Origin of the sequence: Chryseobacterium formosum (assembly GCF_026460885.1) — a bacterium.
GTDB lineage: Bacteria > Bacteroidota > Bacteroidia > Flavobacteriales > Weeksellaceae > Chryseobacterium > Chryseobacterium formosus.
Window position 1 is genome coordinate 44,599 of record NZ_JAOVZW010000031.1, and the last position, 18,238, is coordinate 62,836.

Below are 18,238 nucleotides of genomic sequence, written 5' to 3' on the forward strand. Positions count from 1 at the left end.
AGATAGGTGGAAAAGAAGCAGGTATCATCAACCCTATAAAAGTAACAAGAGTTGCCCTTGAAAACGCAGCTTCTGTTTCTTGAATACTATTGACAACTGAATGTGTAATCACTGAAGTGAAAAGCGCAGAACCGGGAATGATATAACAGCGTGTAGCTGAGACAAAATAAATTTAAAACCGCTCAGATTTTTTTGAGCGATTTTTTTGAGCGATTTTTTGTTCATAAAAAATCTAATATAAATAGTAAAATCATAAATATTTTTTTATGTAATTATTTAAAAGAGCTTTAAAATTTATATCTGAGTAATGTATAAATTTGTTGTTGCTGTAATTTATAACAGATATATGCAAACAGAAAAAATACTGAAATTTTATTGGAACATTTTTCTTTCTCACGTTTGTGAGTTCCATCCGATTGAAAAAGAAATCATAGAAAAATACGAGTACGAGCTGAATTGGCATTCAATAAGCAAAAACAAAGTACTCTCCTGGGATACAGATTTCCTGACAAAATATGAAAACCGTTTTACGTGGCACGAACTGGCTTGGAATGAATCCATCTTATGGAGTGTAGAAAAAATTGATAAATTCAAAAAACGATTAGATTGGTATTATCTGGGACGTAATAAAAAACTGCCGGTAACCGAAGATTTTATCATCAAATATGCAAAAAAATTACTTTTCATTATTGAAAATAATGAGTGTATTACTAAAGATTTAATTGAAAAATATAAAATAACGACCATTGCGAAAAGTACATTCGACAGTCAAAATATAAAAGAGTACAATGACAGTGATTTTGATGAGGTGTTTAATGCGTATACCTTTCATCATAATCAAAAACTGATTTACGAAAAAGTATTTTTGCCGATCATCAATGAACATTCACTCGAAAAGATATTTGAGGATAAAATTGATTATAGTCAGCGGTACTACTTTTTGGAGCCTATAAAAAATGACATTCATGGCTTAACACCCGAATTTGAAGCAAATGATCCTAAGATCTTCAGAGAATTCCGCGAAAAGACCGAGCCTTTTGCCATTGATACTTTGATAACCTTAGTAAACGGTTCTCTACAGGAAGGACCAAACAGATTATATGAAGTTCCGAGATTTACTAATTTTTCCGGCTGTAATTCCCTGCTTGTCAGCGAAAATGTAAAAAAAGTTCTTGAACAGTATCAACTCCCCGAACACATCTTTCACGAAATAAACCTTGTTCCCAAAAAACTGAAAACAGATACCAAATTCTTTGTCTTACAGCTTGCTTACGACACTTTGAACAGAGATTTGGTTTACGAGAACAATTCTTTCTATTTCTCATTATACAAATATTTAGATGAAAAAGGTGGATTTGGAGCCATTGAGGAAGAAATAAAGAATGAATCTGATCGCAATGCAGTCAAAAAGAAAATAGCTGAAATGTACTCCCGAAGAAATGCTCTAATACAGCCGGACAGATTCATATTAAATTCAGACTTCGACTTATATTCATATTCGTTTAGAGAAATCATCATTAATCAATATCTGAAAGATGCTTTGGAGAAAAATTTCCCGGGGCAGATGCAGTTTAGTGCGGCTCAATTACTGAATATCACAATTGATCAAGAGAAATATGACCGTAAGAAAAATCAGGAGGCAAAGACTGAGATTTCTCCCCAATTATTGTACAGCGAATCTGAAGATTACAAATTCTTTCTGGCTAAACGTAACAGATTAGAAAATTCTGATCCGCCCACCAATTTTTCAGAAAATTCAAAAGATAAATTCACAAAAAAGGAAACTGCATTGAATGTTCTGTTTCCGGATGAGTTCAAAGAGAACTTTTTGAATAAGAAAATCAAGGTCAGAGGCTACAAAATGTTAGCTGTTTCAAATTTTTATCTGCAGAACGAATGGGCGGAAAGATATCCAGAAACTTATAAATCGGTAGCAATTGCTGAAAACGGAATTGGAGATTCAATTAATCTAATACTTGAAAAAGACAGTGATCATAAACTTCAAAACGGACTTTTTGAGTTTTTTCATGAGACAGGAGAATATAAAGAAATATAAAGCTAAGTAACCATTGTAATGAATATTTATCAGACAGACCATACAAAAACACCAGAAATTTTCACTCTCATTAAAGAGAATAAAAACGAAGATGCTAAAAGCTATTTAAAGCAAAACCCATCCGAAATATTTCTTAAAGGCTGGATGGATGATACCCCTTTGCATATTGCTTCGTTAAGCGGGAACTTTGAAATGGTGAAATATTTGGTCGAAAACGGGACTAAAGTAAATGCCGAAAATAGAACGAAATTTATAACACCTTTATGCTGGGCAGACAACTTGGAAATAGCTCAATTTCTTCTTGATCATAGAGCAACAATGAATGATTATGAACTTTATTTAGCAACAAGCCGGGATAAAGTTGATATTGTTGACTTACTGTTATCTAAAGGAGCAAAAATTGACAATATTGAACCTCAATATTTAGCATGTAAGAGCATCCAATGTATAAAAATTTATCTTGAGTACAACATAAAAATAGATGGCTGTGATAAATTCAAAAACAACCTATTACATAAATTATCTTGGCTTGACCTTCCGGAAGTTTTTGACTTTGCCTACAACAATGGCTGTCCCTGGCAAAAAGATATCAGCGGTCGGACACCTTATTACAAAGCTAAACAAGGACGACGTGAAAATATATTGAAGTATTTAAGGAAAAGTATTCAGATTTGATATCGCATCAGACTATAAACGTCCCGACAGATAATTACGAATTCGAAAGCGTGTTTTTTCTTAAACAAAGTTTAATTAGCTCGAATTGTTCTATTGGCTTAAGTAATAATAAACTTATAAAGTATGTATTAGATAATGAAGAACTTCGAATTGACAGAATTGCAGCAATAGATATTTCACACAGTAGGAATTTCAGCTTTGATAAAAATGGCAATATAGTAATCCCAACGGCAGACAATAAGATACTAATAGTTGACCAAATTACATTCCAACTACTATATTCAATTGAACTTGAAAACGGCTTAGACCTAGACCAGATTGAATATTTACCGCTAAAAAAAATATTTATCGGAAGTTCTCAAAAGCGTGAATTGGTCTTGCTTTCAGAAGATTATAAGATCATTAAGAGATCTGAAGCGGAATACGGAACTATTCGAACCAAAATAAGTCAGGATAACAGTCTGGTTTCATTTTTAAGCTATGATCAGGAAACATTCTATACGCTATACAAAATTGATGATGATTTAAACATTTCATATATTGATAGTTTTTTCAAAGATTGGAATAATGCTTCAAGTGGTTTTAGCTTCTATCAAAATGATTTTGCTGTTTCATTTCCTTATGTCGTAGAATATTATTCTTTTAAGAAAGGAAAACCAAAAAAACTGTGGAAAATTGACATCTCAAAATATCAATCGAAACATAATCACAGCTGTTTATCAATTATAGACGATAATACAATTGTTGTTGGAAAAGGAAAAATGCTATTGATTATTGACATCTTTCATCAAATTATAAATTATGAGCTGAAATTAGAGTTATCTGCTGAAATAAAAGACCTATATTTAGATAGAGACAAAGAAAAGCTACTTATTTCTACAGATAAAGAACTCAAAGTGATACGACTAAAAGAAAAAAACTGGGCACAACAAGGTATTATCAAATTCAAGAGTTAACAGCTTCAATTTTTTGAATACTAAAAATGCCAACAATCACAACCTTGGCAATAATATAAACAAAAATAACAATACAAATGGGATATTGGTGCACGCTACATTTATTCGACGATAAAAAATTTTATAAAGAAATTGTTCCTACGTTAAAAGGAGAAACAGGAGACTTAACCGCTGATTGTCAGGAATTCTTAAAGTCTCATGTTACCGGAAGTACTTTGCATTTGTCTAAACAGGAATTAGAAAAACTTGTTAATGAAACTATTGGAAATATTGTTTCCATATCAAACTCATTTGACAAAACTTTTAAAATAAATAGCGAACATCAAAAAATAGGAGATTATAATGATCAGATAGATTTTTTAAATAACTTAGACATACATTATCATTTTTGTAAGTTTTTTGAGTTTTATATCTTTAAGACCTGTGCCGATTTTTTTCCACATTTACCCCTTGGAAAAGGTGGAATAATGCGACAATTTGAACTATCTCAAGAAACGTTTTTCTTTTCAATCGTCGGAGACCTTGATGATTGGAACCCTTCTTTTCAGTATGCTGGAATGGGCATTGCCAATTGGCTAACTCATGAAGATGTTCAATATCTTTACCTGGACAAGGAGAATTTGACTCATGATGATGATTCATTAGGGGAGGAATTTCTTTCACTTCTTGAAATTGCACATAGTAACGAAATTGGCTTTATTACAGGTGTTGATATGAGAGAAAATATATTGGAATTGCTACCTAATAATAAGATCGTAAAACCTGAGACCTGGAAATTGGAAAATTCCTCTGAATTAATATGGAAAAGATAAACTGATCTGTCTCATTTACAATAAAGATGGCCCATGTGGATGTCGATTTAATAAAAAATAAAACCATGAATTCTATAAAAAATAATTATCATCCTTCAAAAGATTCTAAGCTGAATGAGCTTGAGTACCTCTGCTACCGCACAAATCCTTTCGTGTGGATTGGTAAAACAAAATTTCACTTTATGATCAAACTCCAAATTCTGACAACCCTAATTTTACTTCTCTTTCTAACCAACTGCAAAAACTCAGAAACCATGAAATACACAGTCGGTCAAGAATGGAATTACAAAACCCGAAAAGGAGAAGAAAACTCTACCCTAAAAATTTTAAAAATAGAAGAATATCCAACACATGGAAAGGTTATTCACATCTCGATTGGTAATTTAAAAGTGGGAAACCCTAATGTGGAAAAAGGTTTTGCAAAAGAATTCACGCACATTCCAATTACTGAAAAAGCATTAGATAAAAGTGTTACTGAATTAAAAAACGAAAAAGTAAATCTTCCCAATAAAATTGACGGCTACGATTACTGGAAAAAAGAATTTGATCTAGGAATCGCTGGAGTTTTTTCAATCTCTGTCTCTGAAATTGTGGATTTAATGGAAGAGTCAATCATCACTGGAAACTGTGTTGTGGAGTAAATTCCTCCCCTCTATGCTGGTACGAGTACCTCGCTTGTACTATAATAAAAAGTATTACATTCAGTTTTCAAAATAAAAACACGCTGTGGCAGATACATAATCCATTATTTTTAACACATTATACGTCTGCGCTATTAAGTTCAAAATAATGTGTATATAATGAAAACAATGTGTAAATTTGAAGCCACTCAACAACCTGTGAATAAAAAAATAATTAAATAAAACTATGACCAAACAATTAAAGTTTGCAGTTGTACTTTTAGTTACAATTAAAGCGTGAATCTAAACGCTCAAAAAAAATCACCTGCAAAATCTGCAAAACCAGCCACCGAAAAAGCATCAGCCAAACCTACCAAACAGGAAACCATGGATTGGATTGCTGAAAAAATGAAAGAAAAATTAGCAGGAAACAGAGTATTCATATCTTACTCAAATGGTGAATTTGTATACAGAAAACAAGTAGGTGTTTACAGCTGCAATACGACAATATATTTAAATAGAATTACTGGTTCGTCACCCGAATATTCTGATGACTTTTTTATAAAAAGTTCAGTAATAAGTTTCTCAGATTGTGGCAAGGAATATGAGTTCAGAAATTCATCGTCGAACAATATCTCAATCGGAGGACCAAATTACAATGATTATGCAGACCCTTTTGAATTCAAGAATGATAACAGTTTGGTTGAAAGATTAAAGAAAGCTTTTGCAACTTTAATTGAATACAACTCATCACAAAAAGGAGCTAATGAAAAGTTCTAATCGTTAAGATTTTTTTTGAAATAACAAACCGCTCAATTCGCAGAGCGGTTTTTTGTTAATTTTATACTCAACAATAAATTATGGGTTATATAGAAACAAAAATTGACGAAGCATTTATTAACACTTTCCTGCTTCCAAGAGAAAAGGTAGTGACAGATTTTTTAATGGATGTGTTGAGTTCGAAATATCAATTCAGAGAAGATGATAAAAAGATAGAAGTAATCAGTTTGTATTATTACGCTGCCAATCCTTTGCCATTTTTATTTGCTTTGCCCAATTATGAATATTACGCTCCGGATAAAACCACACAGATCGCAGAATTGCATTTGAAAGATCATGCTTTGGAAGACTACTCCTATTTTGATATTCAGGAGTTGTGTAAAATGGTTTTGAATGAAAATAATATCGATTATTCAGCCTATCTCAATCTTGAAAATCATTTGGATTTTGCAAATTATTGGGAAAATCAAAACGGTTTGGAAATTGACTTCATTAAAAACTGCTGGAAAACTGCAAAAGAAAATACCCGTTCAAAAATGATCGGATTTTTAGAATCATCAGACAACTCAGCCGGAACATTTGATTTAGATAATGGTTTTGAACTTCCATTTGAAGTAGAAATTGATGAATATTTAAAATCCAGAGGCTATCTGATTAATAAAGAAATTTAACTTGATAAAAATAATTTTATATTGGTGCGATGTGATCTTATATTACAGCAACGTAGAGTAATATTCTTCCGTCATAAAACAATATTCTAGTGATGTAAAGTAATATTGTTGCAATATCATTTTATATTGGTACGATACAATTTTATATTATAGCAATGTGGAGTAATATTCTTCCGTTATAAAATAATATTCTTGTGACCTAGAGTCATATTCTTGCAATATTATTTTATATTGGCACGATACAATTTTATATTATAACAATATAGATTAATATTCTTCTTTTGTAAAACAATATTCTTATGATGTATATTAATATTGTTGCAATGTCATTTCATATTTCTACGATGTAAATTTATATTACAGCAGTATAGATTCATATTCTTCTCTTGCAAAACTCCGTTTCCGCAGAATTGCGTCGTGTGATTTATATACCCCTCGCTCCTGCACCATCCTTTCGTGTAACTTCGTAAAACTAAAAGGTCTGTATTTTTTGAGCATTTTTAAATATTTCAATAAATCCCTTTCCAAACCTTTATTGAAGCACCGAAAGTGCAGGACAGTCAGCATCAAATTTAAGCTTAGCTTTATTTAAATCAAAACTAACTTAAAGCCTCATGAAAACAATTGCAACGCTGATCCTGGTTTGTATTTTTTATACGACATCGCTTTTCGGACAAAACAATACTAATAATGTGCGGATCTCACAGCTGTTTAATTTCGGATGGAAATTTAAAGCAGGCGATATGCCCGATGCACAAAACATAAGTTTTAGCGATGCCGATTGGCGGCCATTGGATTTGCCTCACGATTTTCAGATTGAGCAGCCTTGGGATAAGAACGCAAGCAAAAACCGTGGATACAAAACCATGGGAATCGGTTGGTACAGAAAAATATTTAAAGCCGATGAAGCATGGAAAGGCAAAAGAGTTTTGCTTGATTTTGAAGGAATCATGTTGCACGGCGATGTCTGGATTAACGGAAAAAAAATTGGCGGTACCGATTACGGGTATCTTGGTTTTGAAGCTGATATTGCTGAGTTTATTAAATACGATGCCGATAATGTAGTTGCCGTTCGCGCATCTACCGGTGAAAACGAAAACTCCCGTTGGTACACAGGTGGAGGTCTTTTTCGGGATGTTCATCTGGTTGTAAAAGACAGTGTATCCATCGCACGTCACGGAATTTTCATTACAACTCCAAACATTTCAAATCAAAATGCTGAGGTAAAAGTACAGGTCGAAGTCGCAGGTATTCAGAACAAGCAGTACGAACTCGAAATCAATACAAAAATATTTTCGCCTCAGGGCAAACAGGTAGCCGAAACCAAAACGCTGGCACCGAAAAAATCAAACCTTTTTGAAGTAGAGGTTGCTTTACCAAAGGTATCTGTTGCCAATCCTCAACTATGGAATTGTGAAACTCCAAATCTATACTCCGCAGAAGTGGAATTGGTTTTAAATAGCAAAGTGGTAGATAAACTGACCAAAAAATTTGGAATCCGTACGATTGAATTTTCCAAAGAATTCGGGATGAAACTAAATGGAAAAAAGGTCTTTTTGAAAGGCGTTGCCAATCATCACGATTTGGGTGCCGTAGGTGCCGCAGCCTATGAAACTTCCATTGCCCGAATGATGGATCAGCTGAAAGCTTTTGGTTTTAATCATATCCGGACTTCGCACAACCCGTATTCAGAATCATTTTTCGATATTGCGGATGAGAAAGGGATTTTGGTGGTGGATGAATTGTATGATAAATGGGGAAGCATCCGCGCATGGGCAGGTCGAAAACCCTGGAATGAAATCTGGTACAGCAATATGAAGGAATGGATCAAACGCGACAGAAACCATCCGTCAGTCATCATGTGGAGTCTTGGAAATGAGTTGCAGTTTCAAGAAGAACGCTGGAATTTCCCGACAAGCGACTGGGGTGTTACTACATACCGCCTGATGGATGTGGTGGCAAAACGTTACGACCCAACCCGAAAAACAACCGTTGCAATGTATCCTGCGCGTGCTGGTGGCATTATCAAAGCAAATCCTGATTTTAAAATTGAAGCCAACATCATTCCGCCAGAATTGGCCACTGTAACAGAAGTCGCAAGTTTCAATTACGTCTGGGACGATTACCAGACCTATTTAAAACACGCTCCGAATATGATTATTTATCAAAGTGAGGCCGTAACCAATGAGTTGGCAGCACCCTACTTCGGTATGGACAGATATAAAATGGTAGGTTTAGCCTACTGGGGCGGTATAGAATATTGGGGAGAATCACAAGGCTGGCCGAGAAAAGGATGGAACTATTCTTTTTTCAATCATTCAATGGAGACTTTTCCGCAGGCGTGGTTGACCAAAAGTATTTTTACAGACGAACCGGTAGTTCACATTGGAATTGTGGATAGCGAAGGCGAATCGAAAATGTGGAACGACCAGATTGTAGGTCAGAAAATAATATCAGCGCATTGGAACCGTCAGGAAAACGAAAAATACAATCTTTACACCTACACTAACGCCGAAGAAGTGGAATTATTCATTAACGGGAAATCTTTGGGTTTACAAAAAAACAGTGATGAGTTTAGAAAAAGAAATACCATTTATTGGAAAGATATTCCCTACTCTTCTGGTACAATTACCGCTGTTGCTAAAACTGCAGGCAAGGAAGTTGCCCGTCACGAATTAAAAACTACAGGCAAAGCTGTTGTATTAAAAATTGAAACAGAAAACACAAACTGGAAAGCCGATGGTATGGATTTGCAATACGTGAAAGTCTACGCAATTGACAGTAAAGGAAACAGAGTTCTAACTGCAGCGGGCGAACTGACTTTTGAACTCAGCGGTGAGGCAAAATTAATAGCGCTTGATAATGGTGATCATTCAAGTGATGATTTATTCAGTGGCAACAAAAAGACGATGTACAAAGGTTTTGCAATGGCGATTCTGCGTTCAGGACAAAAAGATAGTACTGTGAAATTGAAAATTACAGGAGCTGGTTTGAAGCAGGCTACGCAAACTTTTGTGACTAAGTAAACTTTAAATAAATTTAAAAAAAAGCACAACCCTACAACCACACGATTTCATCGTGTGGTTTTTTGTTCAATCTTTTGAAGATTTGATTATTCATATCCTGTTACAAAAAATGGTTACCATAACCATTGCCGCACGATAAAATTGTGCGGTTTTTTCCATTTGCAGCAATTAATTTTCAAAATTAAACACTCAAAAACCAAAAGAAACATTTAATAATTATTAAATTTGAAATGCAGCATTTAATAATTATCAGAATATGAACAACACAAACATCCAAACTGTTTCCGCTTTTCTGCTGGCATTGATAACGTGGTTTTGCGTGATTCTTCAGTTTTACATTTCGCCTGATACTTTTACCAATGTCATCAGTTATTTTACTATTTTGTGTAATTCTTTAATAGCAATAAACCTTACATTTTCCGCTTTCTTCCCAAAAACCAAACTGGGGAATTTCTTTTCAACCTTATCAGTAAAAACTGCCATTGCATTGTATATTTTCATTGTTTTTGTGGTGTACAATACGGTATTACGAGGCATTTGGAAACCTGTCGGATGGCAATTGTTTTTAGATAATATGCTTCATGTTGCCATTCCTATTCTGTATATTTTGTATTGGTTATTTTTGGTTAATAAAGGCAAACTCAGCTGGAAGAACGGCTTTTACTGGCTGATCTTTCCCTTAATTTATCTTATTTATTCTCTCATTCGTGGTTCCATGGTTGGTTGGTATCCTTATCCTTTCTTGAATGTAGACAAATTGGGTTTTGGTCAGGTGATTGTTAATATTTTCATTATGCTCATTATATTTCTGGTAAGCGGATCTGCATTAATTGCCATCAATAATAAGTTTGAAAAAAAATAAGTCATTTGTACGTTTGTAGACGAACTCATTCAGTTCATAATAATAGTATTATGTTTCTGTGCTAAATGAAATGCCTTTGTTTATCTTTTTATAAAGAATTATTACAAAAAGCTTTGTCTTCCCTTGCGATTAAAAAACATAAAAATTTCAGACAGTCTCAATTATCAAATCAATTGAAATCTGCGTCATCAGCATCATCTGAGTTAAAATTAATTTAAAATTAAATACACAAAATGGCTAATAAAGATTTAGAAAAATACATTAAAGACATCGGAACGCCGAGAGATTACTCCGAAAGCAAATATCTGGTGTATTTAGAACTGTATAAAGCTGATAAAAAATTAAAGAAACTCATCTCCGAGCATTGCAAAGTCATCAAAGAACTTGAATTCGGCTATTTGTGTGAAGCGCATCTGCAGGCAATACCAGAAATTACGAGATCTTTATCATTAAAAAATCATGCGGTTTATCAAGTGGTAAGATTGGCGAAAATCTCTTGAAATAAGTCAACATCATTCAGCGTTATGTAATTGCGAATCAAATTGTTTTCATTGTCAATAAAGACTTTGCGTTCAAAAAGCAAAACATATATTTTTCAATTCCCAAAGCAGCCTTCTTATTTATAAACAAATTCCTAAGTTTACAAGTTCTTCCAACCTCAAAAAACTCCCACAATGGAAAACAAAAAAGATGAACAAATTCTGGATAAAGGTCCATTCTATCACGGTACAAAAGCCGATTTGAAAATCGGAGATTTGCTCAGTGCAGGTTTCAACTCAAATTATCGTTCTGAAGTCATTATGAATCACATCTACTTTACAGCCTTACAAAACGGAGCCGGATTGGCTGCTGCATTGGCAGAAGGAGATGGTCATGATCGAATTTATATTGTAGAACCGACAGGAACATTTGAAAACGATCCCAACGTCACCGATAAAAAATTTCCGGGAAATCCTACCCGATCTTACCGAAGTACAGAACCTTTAAAAATTGTTGGCGAACTGAAAGATTGGATCAGACTCACCGATGAAGAACTCCAAAACTGGAGAGAAAGAATTGCAAAACTTCGTGAAAATCCGGATGCGGAAATAATTAATTAAAAGTATCAAGTTTTAATTAATTGTTTAAATTATATCAAGTATTGTAATTATAAAAATAATTTTAGATCAATCTTTGAATTCTAAACTGCCAATACGCAAAACATTATTTGTAAGATATTTTCACAATACGTAGATTTGAATTTCTCCAATAATTCAAAAAAACTAATAACCAATGGCAAACAGAGCATATTTATACAGTGCAAACAAAGAACTAACCAAATTCCGTGATGTATCGGAATTCCCAAATGAAATTCCTTTATTCTATAAAATCATTTTGGGCTCTGAAACACAAATGTCTACTTCTAAAATATGGAACTTTGAACTTCCAATCGTCCTAATAGGAAATTTTAAAAATGGACTGAAGAAATTATACGATTTTTTAGAGTACCTCAAAACTCAGTCAGGTATTGATATAGAAACAATAACAGGATTCATACAGGAAACAAAAGATTTCTTTGAAAAATATCCGGAAAGAGAATTAGATCTGTTCTTTATGGAAGGAGGAGAAGTTTATGACCTGGTGGGAGATATCTACCCTCTTGAGGAGCAAAATGAAGCACTCTACAACGAAATCATCTCAATCTCTAAAGATATAGATGAAATTCTTGAGAAAAAACCTGAAAATGTATTTGAATTTAATAACATATATTGGTTGCAAGAGATAAAAAATGATATCAATACATTGTCTGTATATTGGACGTATGTTTCCTATTATTCATTCAATAAATCATAATTTTTATTGGTCGAAGATTCACTACATTCATTCATCTTTTTAATTTTCAGTAATGATACAGGTTTTATATTGTGATAAATTGTCATTAATTTAATGCCAAATAATTACGAATAATTCAAATTACACATCTTAAAAAAACAAGAAATCATGTCATTTTTCAAGAAACTTTTTGGAAGAAAAAATCAGCAGGAATCACAAACTTCTGAGGAAAGTTTACCTTGGATAGAGCCTACGGAAAATATATGGAATGTAAGACTGCTTGACTTGAGACCTATCAGTCAGCAAATGTTTTCAACATCTCAAAGTCAGCAAATGGCTACTAACGCTGTATCTTATGGTACAGAAGATGGAAGATCCTTTTATAACCAAAGACCTAAAAACACCAGAATAATAAAATCTAATTTATGGTTTCCTATTGATGGTTCTTTAGCTCCGGGAGTATTATTTAAACCGGAGACAATGGAACATAAATGGGGTATTTATTTTGACGGAGAATATTTGATTTTTATCCGTAGCTGGCTAAGGGAGGTTTTTGTAATTGCTAAAACTTCTCAAAAACATGATCATCTAATTATCGAAAATATAATTGGAGAATTCACAGAAGGAGAAACAGAAGCTTTTACAAATTCTTTTCTAAATTTTCTTCTTATCAGTCATTCTCTTGAAGAAACTATACCCGCACCTTTGCCTAAAGAACTCATCTCTAATACAAGAAGTGCAGGACTTTGGGCATTTTCAAGTTACGGAAATATGGCACACATCGGAATTTTCGAAGAAAACTTTATCATTCCGCCAAGAGGAAAGCTCCGTTCCCATTCTTTGCTACACATTGCGGTTGCACAATCGCACATACAAGAAATTGAAAATCAAATCAATAATCGAGTAAACATCAATTCTTTGGCAGGCGATGGTTTGGCAACTTTACATTGGGCAATTGCACCGGAAAATACTGAATCATTGCTAAAACTATTAGAATTAGGAGCAGACCCAAATATAAGAACGACTCAAGGAGCAACCCCAATCATGAACGCAGCTCAGTCTAATAAAATAGAACATCTAAAAGCACTATTGAAATCCGGAGCATTAGTAAATGCTAAAGACGACAGAGGATTTACCGCATTACACAGAGCATCTGAAATGGGACGTAAAGAAATAGTGGAATTGCTTTTGGAAAACGGAGCTGATAAAAATATTGAAGCTGAAGGACACACAGCTTTAACATTAGCAAAAGCAAGAGAAAAACAACAAATCGTTGAGCTATTAAGTTAATGGCTTCTACAATTGGCTTTGAAAGAAATAAAAAAGTTTTTAATTAACAATTTTAAATGGACTCACATAATTTTACCCGCGCAGAAAAGCTTTTTGTAAGCACGGAACTCTATAATTGGGATAACGGAAATAACAGACTATATGAAACCTTAAACAGCGAACATTGCGACAAAGCAACCGCCTTGATGATTTATTGGAGAGCTGATCCTAATTTTTATTACAGCAGATATAATTCTGAAACTGATGTTCCTGAAGGGTGGCAGCTTAACGGGTACAAATTAATGAAAAAAGCAGAAAAATTATTGCTTGAAAATAATTTCCCTGAAACAATCAGCTATACTCCGGATGAAGACCGTATTCCAAAAGATCGATCTGTTCTAAAAAAAATTCCGTCACAACTGTTACAGCCAACACAGGGAATAAACAGCAGCCTGATTGTGAAAAATTATATCGAGGCAGAATATCTAATTGATGCATGTGGTACCAAAGGAGATTTGGAAGAGGTAAAAAGAAGACTGGAAAGAAACCCCGACATTCTGAATCTTTGTATTAATGGCTTCAATCCGCTAATTAAAGCCGTGAGTCATTGGAAAAACAAAAATCTTATTTCTCTTGTTACTTTTTTATTAGAAAAAGGAGCCGATGTAGATGTACAGCCTTCCGGACATCCCAAGGAATCTATTCTTTTCAAATGCAGCTCTTGTAAAAACATAGAATTAATTACACTACTGGTACAATACGGTGCAGAACTCAATGCGGTAAATCAAAAAGGAGATACCGTCCTTCATGAACAATTAGCATCTACTCATGAGTTTTGGAGAAAATATAGCAGTGCAAAATTTTTAAAAACGTTACTCAATATGGGAGCCGACCTCAACCATAAAAATGCAGATGGAAAAACCCCGATAGATTTGGCAAAAGAAAACAACAACGAATCAGCTTTAAAAGTAATAGAAAAATTTCTTAAATAAAAAAATAAATGTCAACAATACACAAATACAGAATAACTGATTATTCAGTAAAAGAAAGAAGTACAAAGGAAATCTTCAATTATTGCTTTGGTTTTTCAGATGAAGACTTTAGTTTTGAGGATTGGCTTGATAGATTAAGAGTCAATACAGACTCTGCTGAAATGGATTTCGACAAATTCTTTTCTATACTTTCTGAAAATTACAGTCATAAAGGATTATCATTTTTCGATTTGATTTTCAGACTGTACAATAACGAGTTTAACCATTTAAAAGAGAATAATAACTCTGGTGAAATTATAAATTTGACTTCTGCTGAAGCTCTTCTATGGTATCATATTTTTGCAGACTTGTCTATAGATGGTTTTTCAAAATTTCCTTTAAAAGAATTAAAAATAGAAATAGCTCAAATTGAAGACGGCATAGTTACGCTTCCTAATGTTGATGAAAAGATATTTTGGGGTGAGCAATACAGGGAATTTTTAATACGTCTTTTATCTAATCTACCCGACTCTACTCCATCTCATTTCCCGATTGCAGAATGGTTTGAAAAAAATGATGCAGATTTATTTGACAATTTTATAACAAATACTGAAATCATTTGGGGCGTAAAAGAAGAAGCCAGAATATTGATCACCGATAATAATTCTTGGGAAAATTACAACCATCATTGGTGGAAAGATTTATTACAAAAAACTGTTGAATATAAGATACAGCATAATGGAGAAAATTGGATCAATACACTTCAAGAATACCCTCTTGAAATGGTTACTGTAAATGTATTAATTCATAATTCATGGTTTCCAAATATTGAAGATCTCATAAAAAACGAGGCGGAATTTGACAGTACTGCCTATTTTGTTGAATAAAAACATAAAAAACTAAATGAAAGAAATAATTAAATTAAACTTCAACAACACAGATTACAACATTGAAGTTACAGGAAATGTCGACAAAATAGAAGGATTTATTTATTACACATTTAAATTTGACGAAGAAAATTCTATTTTAATTTCAAAATATGATGGAGAAAAATGGAGAATGGTTAATATGAAAGATAATGATTTTTTTGCTCAAAAATTAGGCGAGATTATTGAAAATACAACTTAAAAAAACATAACTAATTAAAATATAAATAAAAAGATTATGGCAACATTGTACAACATAAAGATAAAAAACATCAAAAAAAATAGTCTGACGACAGAAGTTACTTATATTCATCCCGATGCCGGAAAAAAAATAGGCAGTAAAGATTTTGCGTTACAAATTATATGCAATACTTCAAGAGATCTAGACTGGAAAGAGTTACCAATTTCTAAAGAAGAATGGCAGAATTCAATTGACAATCATCCAGAAAAAGATAAGATTTCAGAGCTAAATGAATATTTACTTGGAAAAAAAATATTCATTGAAAAAGAAGAATACGAAAGCCTTTCAAATGATGAAGCTAAAAGAAATGTAGAACGAAAATATCGAAGTAGATTTGATAGCTGGGGAACAGAAAATGGAAAACATTACATATATACCAACATGAATGTGGCTGATTTTACGGATGAAGCAGATACAATTATTATTGACAAACCCACAATAGTTTCAATAAATGAAGATTCAAATCTTTTAACCTTTAAAGTAAATGACGAAAGTTTATTAACTCATATTAAAGAAGGAATGAGCTATGATACGGCTTCATTCAGTATTGAGGATTATTATTTTTAATATTTTACTTTCCATTTTACATAAAAACTAATGAAAAATACCATTAATCTAATACAAACGTGGGATTCAACTCATATTACAACGGCTTTAGCTGAGCTAAAAACCGATAAAGCTTTAGAAAACAACATTATTACCCGTTATGAATCCCTTTTAAAGGCAATTGGTGGAAAAACACTCAAATCTTTGGTAGATTTGCCGAAAAAATGGGAGAAATTAAATAATGAAAAGAAAGCCGCTGTTATCAAAACATTTCCTGCCGATGCTGTTTTCTTTACAAATATTTTAGATCTGAATGCGAAACTTCGTGTTGATGCGTGGCGTGATTCGCATTATTCACATCAAATTCCAAATTCGTTAAGTGGTATTTCCAATTTAAAAAATGTTACAGAACTACATGTTGAAAATCAACAGTGGGAAACGTTACCAGTAGAAATTGGCGAAATGGAAAACTTAGAAGTCTTGAATGTAAGCTGCAATAAGTTGAGAGAACTTCCTGATTTTATATTGAAATTAAAAAAATTGCGTGTTCTTAATCTCAAGCAAAATTATAGTTTAAAAACGATCCCTGATATTTCGCAATTAACGAATTTGGAAATCGTCGATCTTGTTTATACTGATGTTAAAATGCTTTCAGAAGGTTTTTTCAATCTTAAAAATATCAGAGAAATAAACACTGCGCAATCTGATTTGGATAAAGATACAGCAATCATGCGCCGTTTAATCAAAACTTTTCCAAACGCAGAAATTTACACAAACGCAAGAAAGGCGATTGAACTGGAAGATAACGCGGATGAAGATGAGTTTTTAAACAAAGAAAAAATTGATATCAGTGAATATAATTTAAATTACCTTCCTGAAAATCTGTTTCGTGCAAATGCAGTAAAATATTTGAAAATTCGCTGCTGGAATTTAAAAGAGCTGTCCGATAATTTTGATGCATTACAAACCTTAGAAACACTGAATTTAGATATTGGATCTGATGTTGCCACTATTCCATCAAGTATTTTTAGGTTGAAAAACTTAAAAGAGCTGACAATAAAAGGTTCAGGAATAAATTCTCTACCTGATAATATGGAAGGCTTAGAAAATTTGGAGGAATTGGAATTGGAGCATTTGCAGATTAAAGCGTTACCCGATTCATTCAAGCAATTAAAAAATCTTAGATCTTTTAAAATAAAATACGGCACTTTCGATATTTTTGATGCTATTTCAGGTTTAACGAGTCTGGAAAAGATTGAATTGGAAGATTATCACACACCTTTTATTATTGCTGCACCCCTTACGAAGCTCACGAATCTTCGTGAATTGCGCATTCGTGCCAATCAAAAAATAACAGACGACATTTTTCATTTACCAAAAAGCATAAAAAAATTAAAAATCCGCGACGATACAAGAAGAGATAAAGAAACCAAATTATCACTCGGAAAAGTACTTAATCATTTTAATCAAGCAAGTGAATTGGATTTTGAACACATAGATTTTTCGGATATTTCAGAGCCGATTTCACCAAATAATTGCCTCAACACTTTAGGCTTAGACTATGCAAAAATGACTGAACTCCCAGATTCTTTCTCTAATCTGACAAATCTGACTTATTTCAGAATGTTTGCTTGTAGTTTAGAAAAACTAAATTCGGTTTTGTACAATTGTCACAATTTACAAAACATTCGTTTATCTAATGCAAAATTCCAAAGTATTCCTAAAGGTATTTCAAAACTTCAAAATCTGGAACATATTGGTTTTGAATGTTCTGATATAGAAACATTACCTGACGATATTCTGGATATGAAAAATCTGGAAAAAATCTCTTTGGAAAACTGTCCTTTGTACAAAAACAAAGATTTTAAGACGTTGATAAAAAAGAAAATTAAAGGTATAAAAATTATGAAAGGCTGGTATGATTAAGAAAGCTGCTTATTTCAACTTGTTCATTTATAATATATATCCTATATTTGGGAAATTTTTCACAACAAACTAACAACAATTGAATTCTT

18 protein-coding genes are annotated in these 18,238 nt (G+C 32.9%); all 18 read left to right on the top strand.

Features of this window, described 5'->3' with window-relative positions; translation table 11 throughout:
• The first annotated feature begins 307 nt into the window (after positions 1–307).
• Positions 308–2,056, top strand: coding sequence for a hypothetical protein (locus OF897_RS20280; protein WP_267267488.1), 1,749 nt, complete (start codon positions 308–310; stop codon positions 2,054–2,056).
• Positions 2,057–2,074: 18 nt separating this feature from the next.
• Positions 2,075–2,731: an ankyrin repeat domain-containing protein gene (locus OF897_RS20285; RefSeq protein WP_267267489.1), complete on the top strand. Its 657-nt coding sequence runs from the start codon at positions 2,075–2,077 to the stop codon at positions 2,729–2,731.
• 50 nt (positions 2,732–2,781) lie between these two features.
• Complete coding sequence (locus tag OF897_RS20290; RefSeq protein WP_267267490.1) at positions 2,782–3,687, top strand: hypothetical protein; 906 nt, start codon at positions 2,782–2,784, stop codon at positions 3,685–3,687.
• Between the two features lie 77 nt (positions 3,688–3,764).
• Positions 3,765–4,499 (top strand): hypothetical protein, encoded by a 735-nt coding sequence (locus OF897_RS20295; protein ID WP_267267491.1) that lies wholly within the window; start codon positions 3,765–3,767, stop codon positions 4,497–4,499.
• Between the two features lie 65 nt (positions 4,500–4,564).
• Entirely contained in the window at positions 4,565–5,140 is a 576-nt protein-coding gene (locus OF897_RS20300; protein ID WP_267267492.1) for a hypothetical protein, read from the top strand.
• Between the two features lie 276 nt (positions 5,141–5,416).
• Positions 5,417–5,899, top strand: coding sequence for a hypothetical protein (locus OF897_RS20305; RefSeq protein WP_267267493.1), 483 nt, complete (start codon positions 5,417–5,419; stop codon positions 5,897–5,899).
• 80 nt (positions 5,900–5,979) lie between these two features.
• The gene (locus tag OF897_RS20310) at positions 5,980–6,570 is read left to right on the top strand and encodes a hypothetical protein (RefSeq protein WP_267267494.1); all 591 of its coding nucleotides are present in this window, start codon (positions 5,980–5,982) and stop codon (positions 6,568–6,570) included.
• A 614-nt stretch (positions 6,571–7,184) separates the two neighbouring features.
• The gene (locus OF897_RS20315; protein ID WP_267267495.1) at positions 7,185–9,596 is read left to right on the top strand and encodes a glycoside hydrolase family 2 TIM barrel-domain containing protein; all 2,412 of its coding nucleotides are present in this window, start codon (positions 7,185–7,187) and stop codon (positions 9,594–9,596) included.
• Positions 9,597–9,852: 256 nt separating this feature from the next.
• Positions 9,853–10,458 carry a Pr6Pr family membrane protein gene (locus OF897_RS20320; protein ID WP_267267496.1) on the top strand — a complete coding sequence of 202 codons (606 nt, stop codon included), beginning with the start codon at positions 9,853–9,855 and terminating at the stop codon, positions 10,456–10,458.
• A 233-nt stretch (positions 10,459–10,691) separates the two neighbouring features.
• Positions 10,692–10,958: a hypothetical protein gene (locus OF897_RS20325; RefSeq protein WP_267267497.1), complete on the top strand. Its 267-nt coding sequence runs from the start codon at positions 10,692–10,694 to the stop codon at positions 10,956–10,958.
• A 174-nt stretch (positions 10,959–11,132) separates the two neighbouring features.
• A complete protein-coding gene (gene arr / locus OF897_RS20330; protein WP_267267498.1) occupies positions 11,133–11,558 on the top strand; it encodes an NAD(+)--rifampin ADP-ribosyltransferase in 426 nt (141 codons plus the stop codon).
• A 172-nt stretch (positions 11,559–11,730) separates the two neighbouring features.
• Complete coding sequence (locus OF897_RS20335; RefSeq protein WP_267267499.1) at positions 11,731–12,291, top strand: DUF7822 domain-containing protein; 561 nt, start codon at positions 11,731–11,733, stop codon at positions 12,289–12,291.
• A gap of 147 nt (positions 12,292–12,438) precedes the next feature.
• On the top strand, positions 12,439–13,560 hold the full coding sequence (locus tag OF897_RS20340; protein WP_267267500.1) for an ankyrin repeat domain-containing protein: 1,122 nt from the start codon (positions 12,439–12,441) through the stop codon (positions 13,558–13,560).
• A gap of 56 nt (positions 13,561–13,616) precedes the next feature.
• A complete protein-coding gene (locus OF897_RS20345) occupies positions 13,617–14,531 on the top strand; it encodes a DUF4274 domain-containing protein (protein WP_267267501.1) in 915 nt (304 codons plus the stop codon).
• 8 nt (positions 14,532–14,539) lie between these two features.
• Positions 14,540–15,397: a hypothetical protein gene (locus tag OF897_RS20350; RefSeq protein ID WP_267267502.1), complete on the top strand. Its 858-nt coding sequence runs from the start codon at positions 14,540–14,542 to the stop codon at positions 15,395–15,397.
• Between the two features lie 16 nt (positions 15,398–15,413).
• Positions 15,414–15,638: a hypothetical protein gene (locus OF897_RS20355; RefSeq protein WP_267267503.1), complete on the top strand. Its 225-nt coding sequence runs from the start codon at positions 15,414–15,416 to the stop codon at positions 15,636–15,638.
• Positions 15,639–15,674: 36 nt separating this feature from the next.
• Positions 15,675–16,244 carry a hypothetical protein gene (locus OF897_RS20360; RefSeq protein WP_267267504.1) on the top strand — a complete coding sequence of 190 codons (570 nt, stop codon included), beginning with the start codon at positions 15,675–15,677 and terminating at the stop codon, positions 16,242–16,244.
• A 30-nt stretch (positions 16,245–16,274) separates the two neighbouring features.
• A complete protein-coding gene (locus OF897_RS20365) occupies positions 16,275–18,149 on the top strand; it encodes a leucine-rich repeat domain-containing protein (RefSeq protein ID WP_267267505.1) in 1,875 nt (624 codons plus the stop codon).
• Positions 18,150–18,238 lie beyond the last annotated feature (89 nt).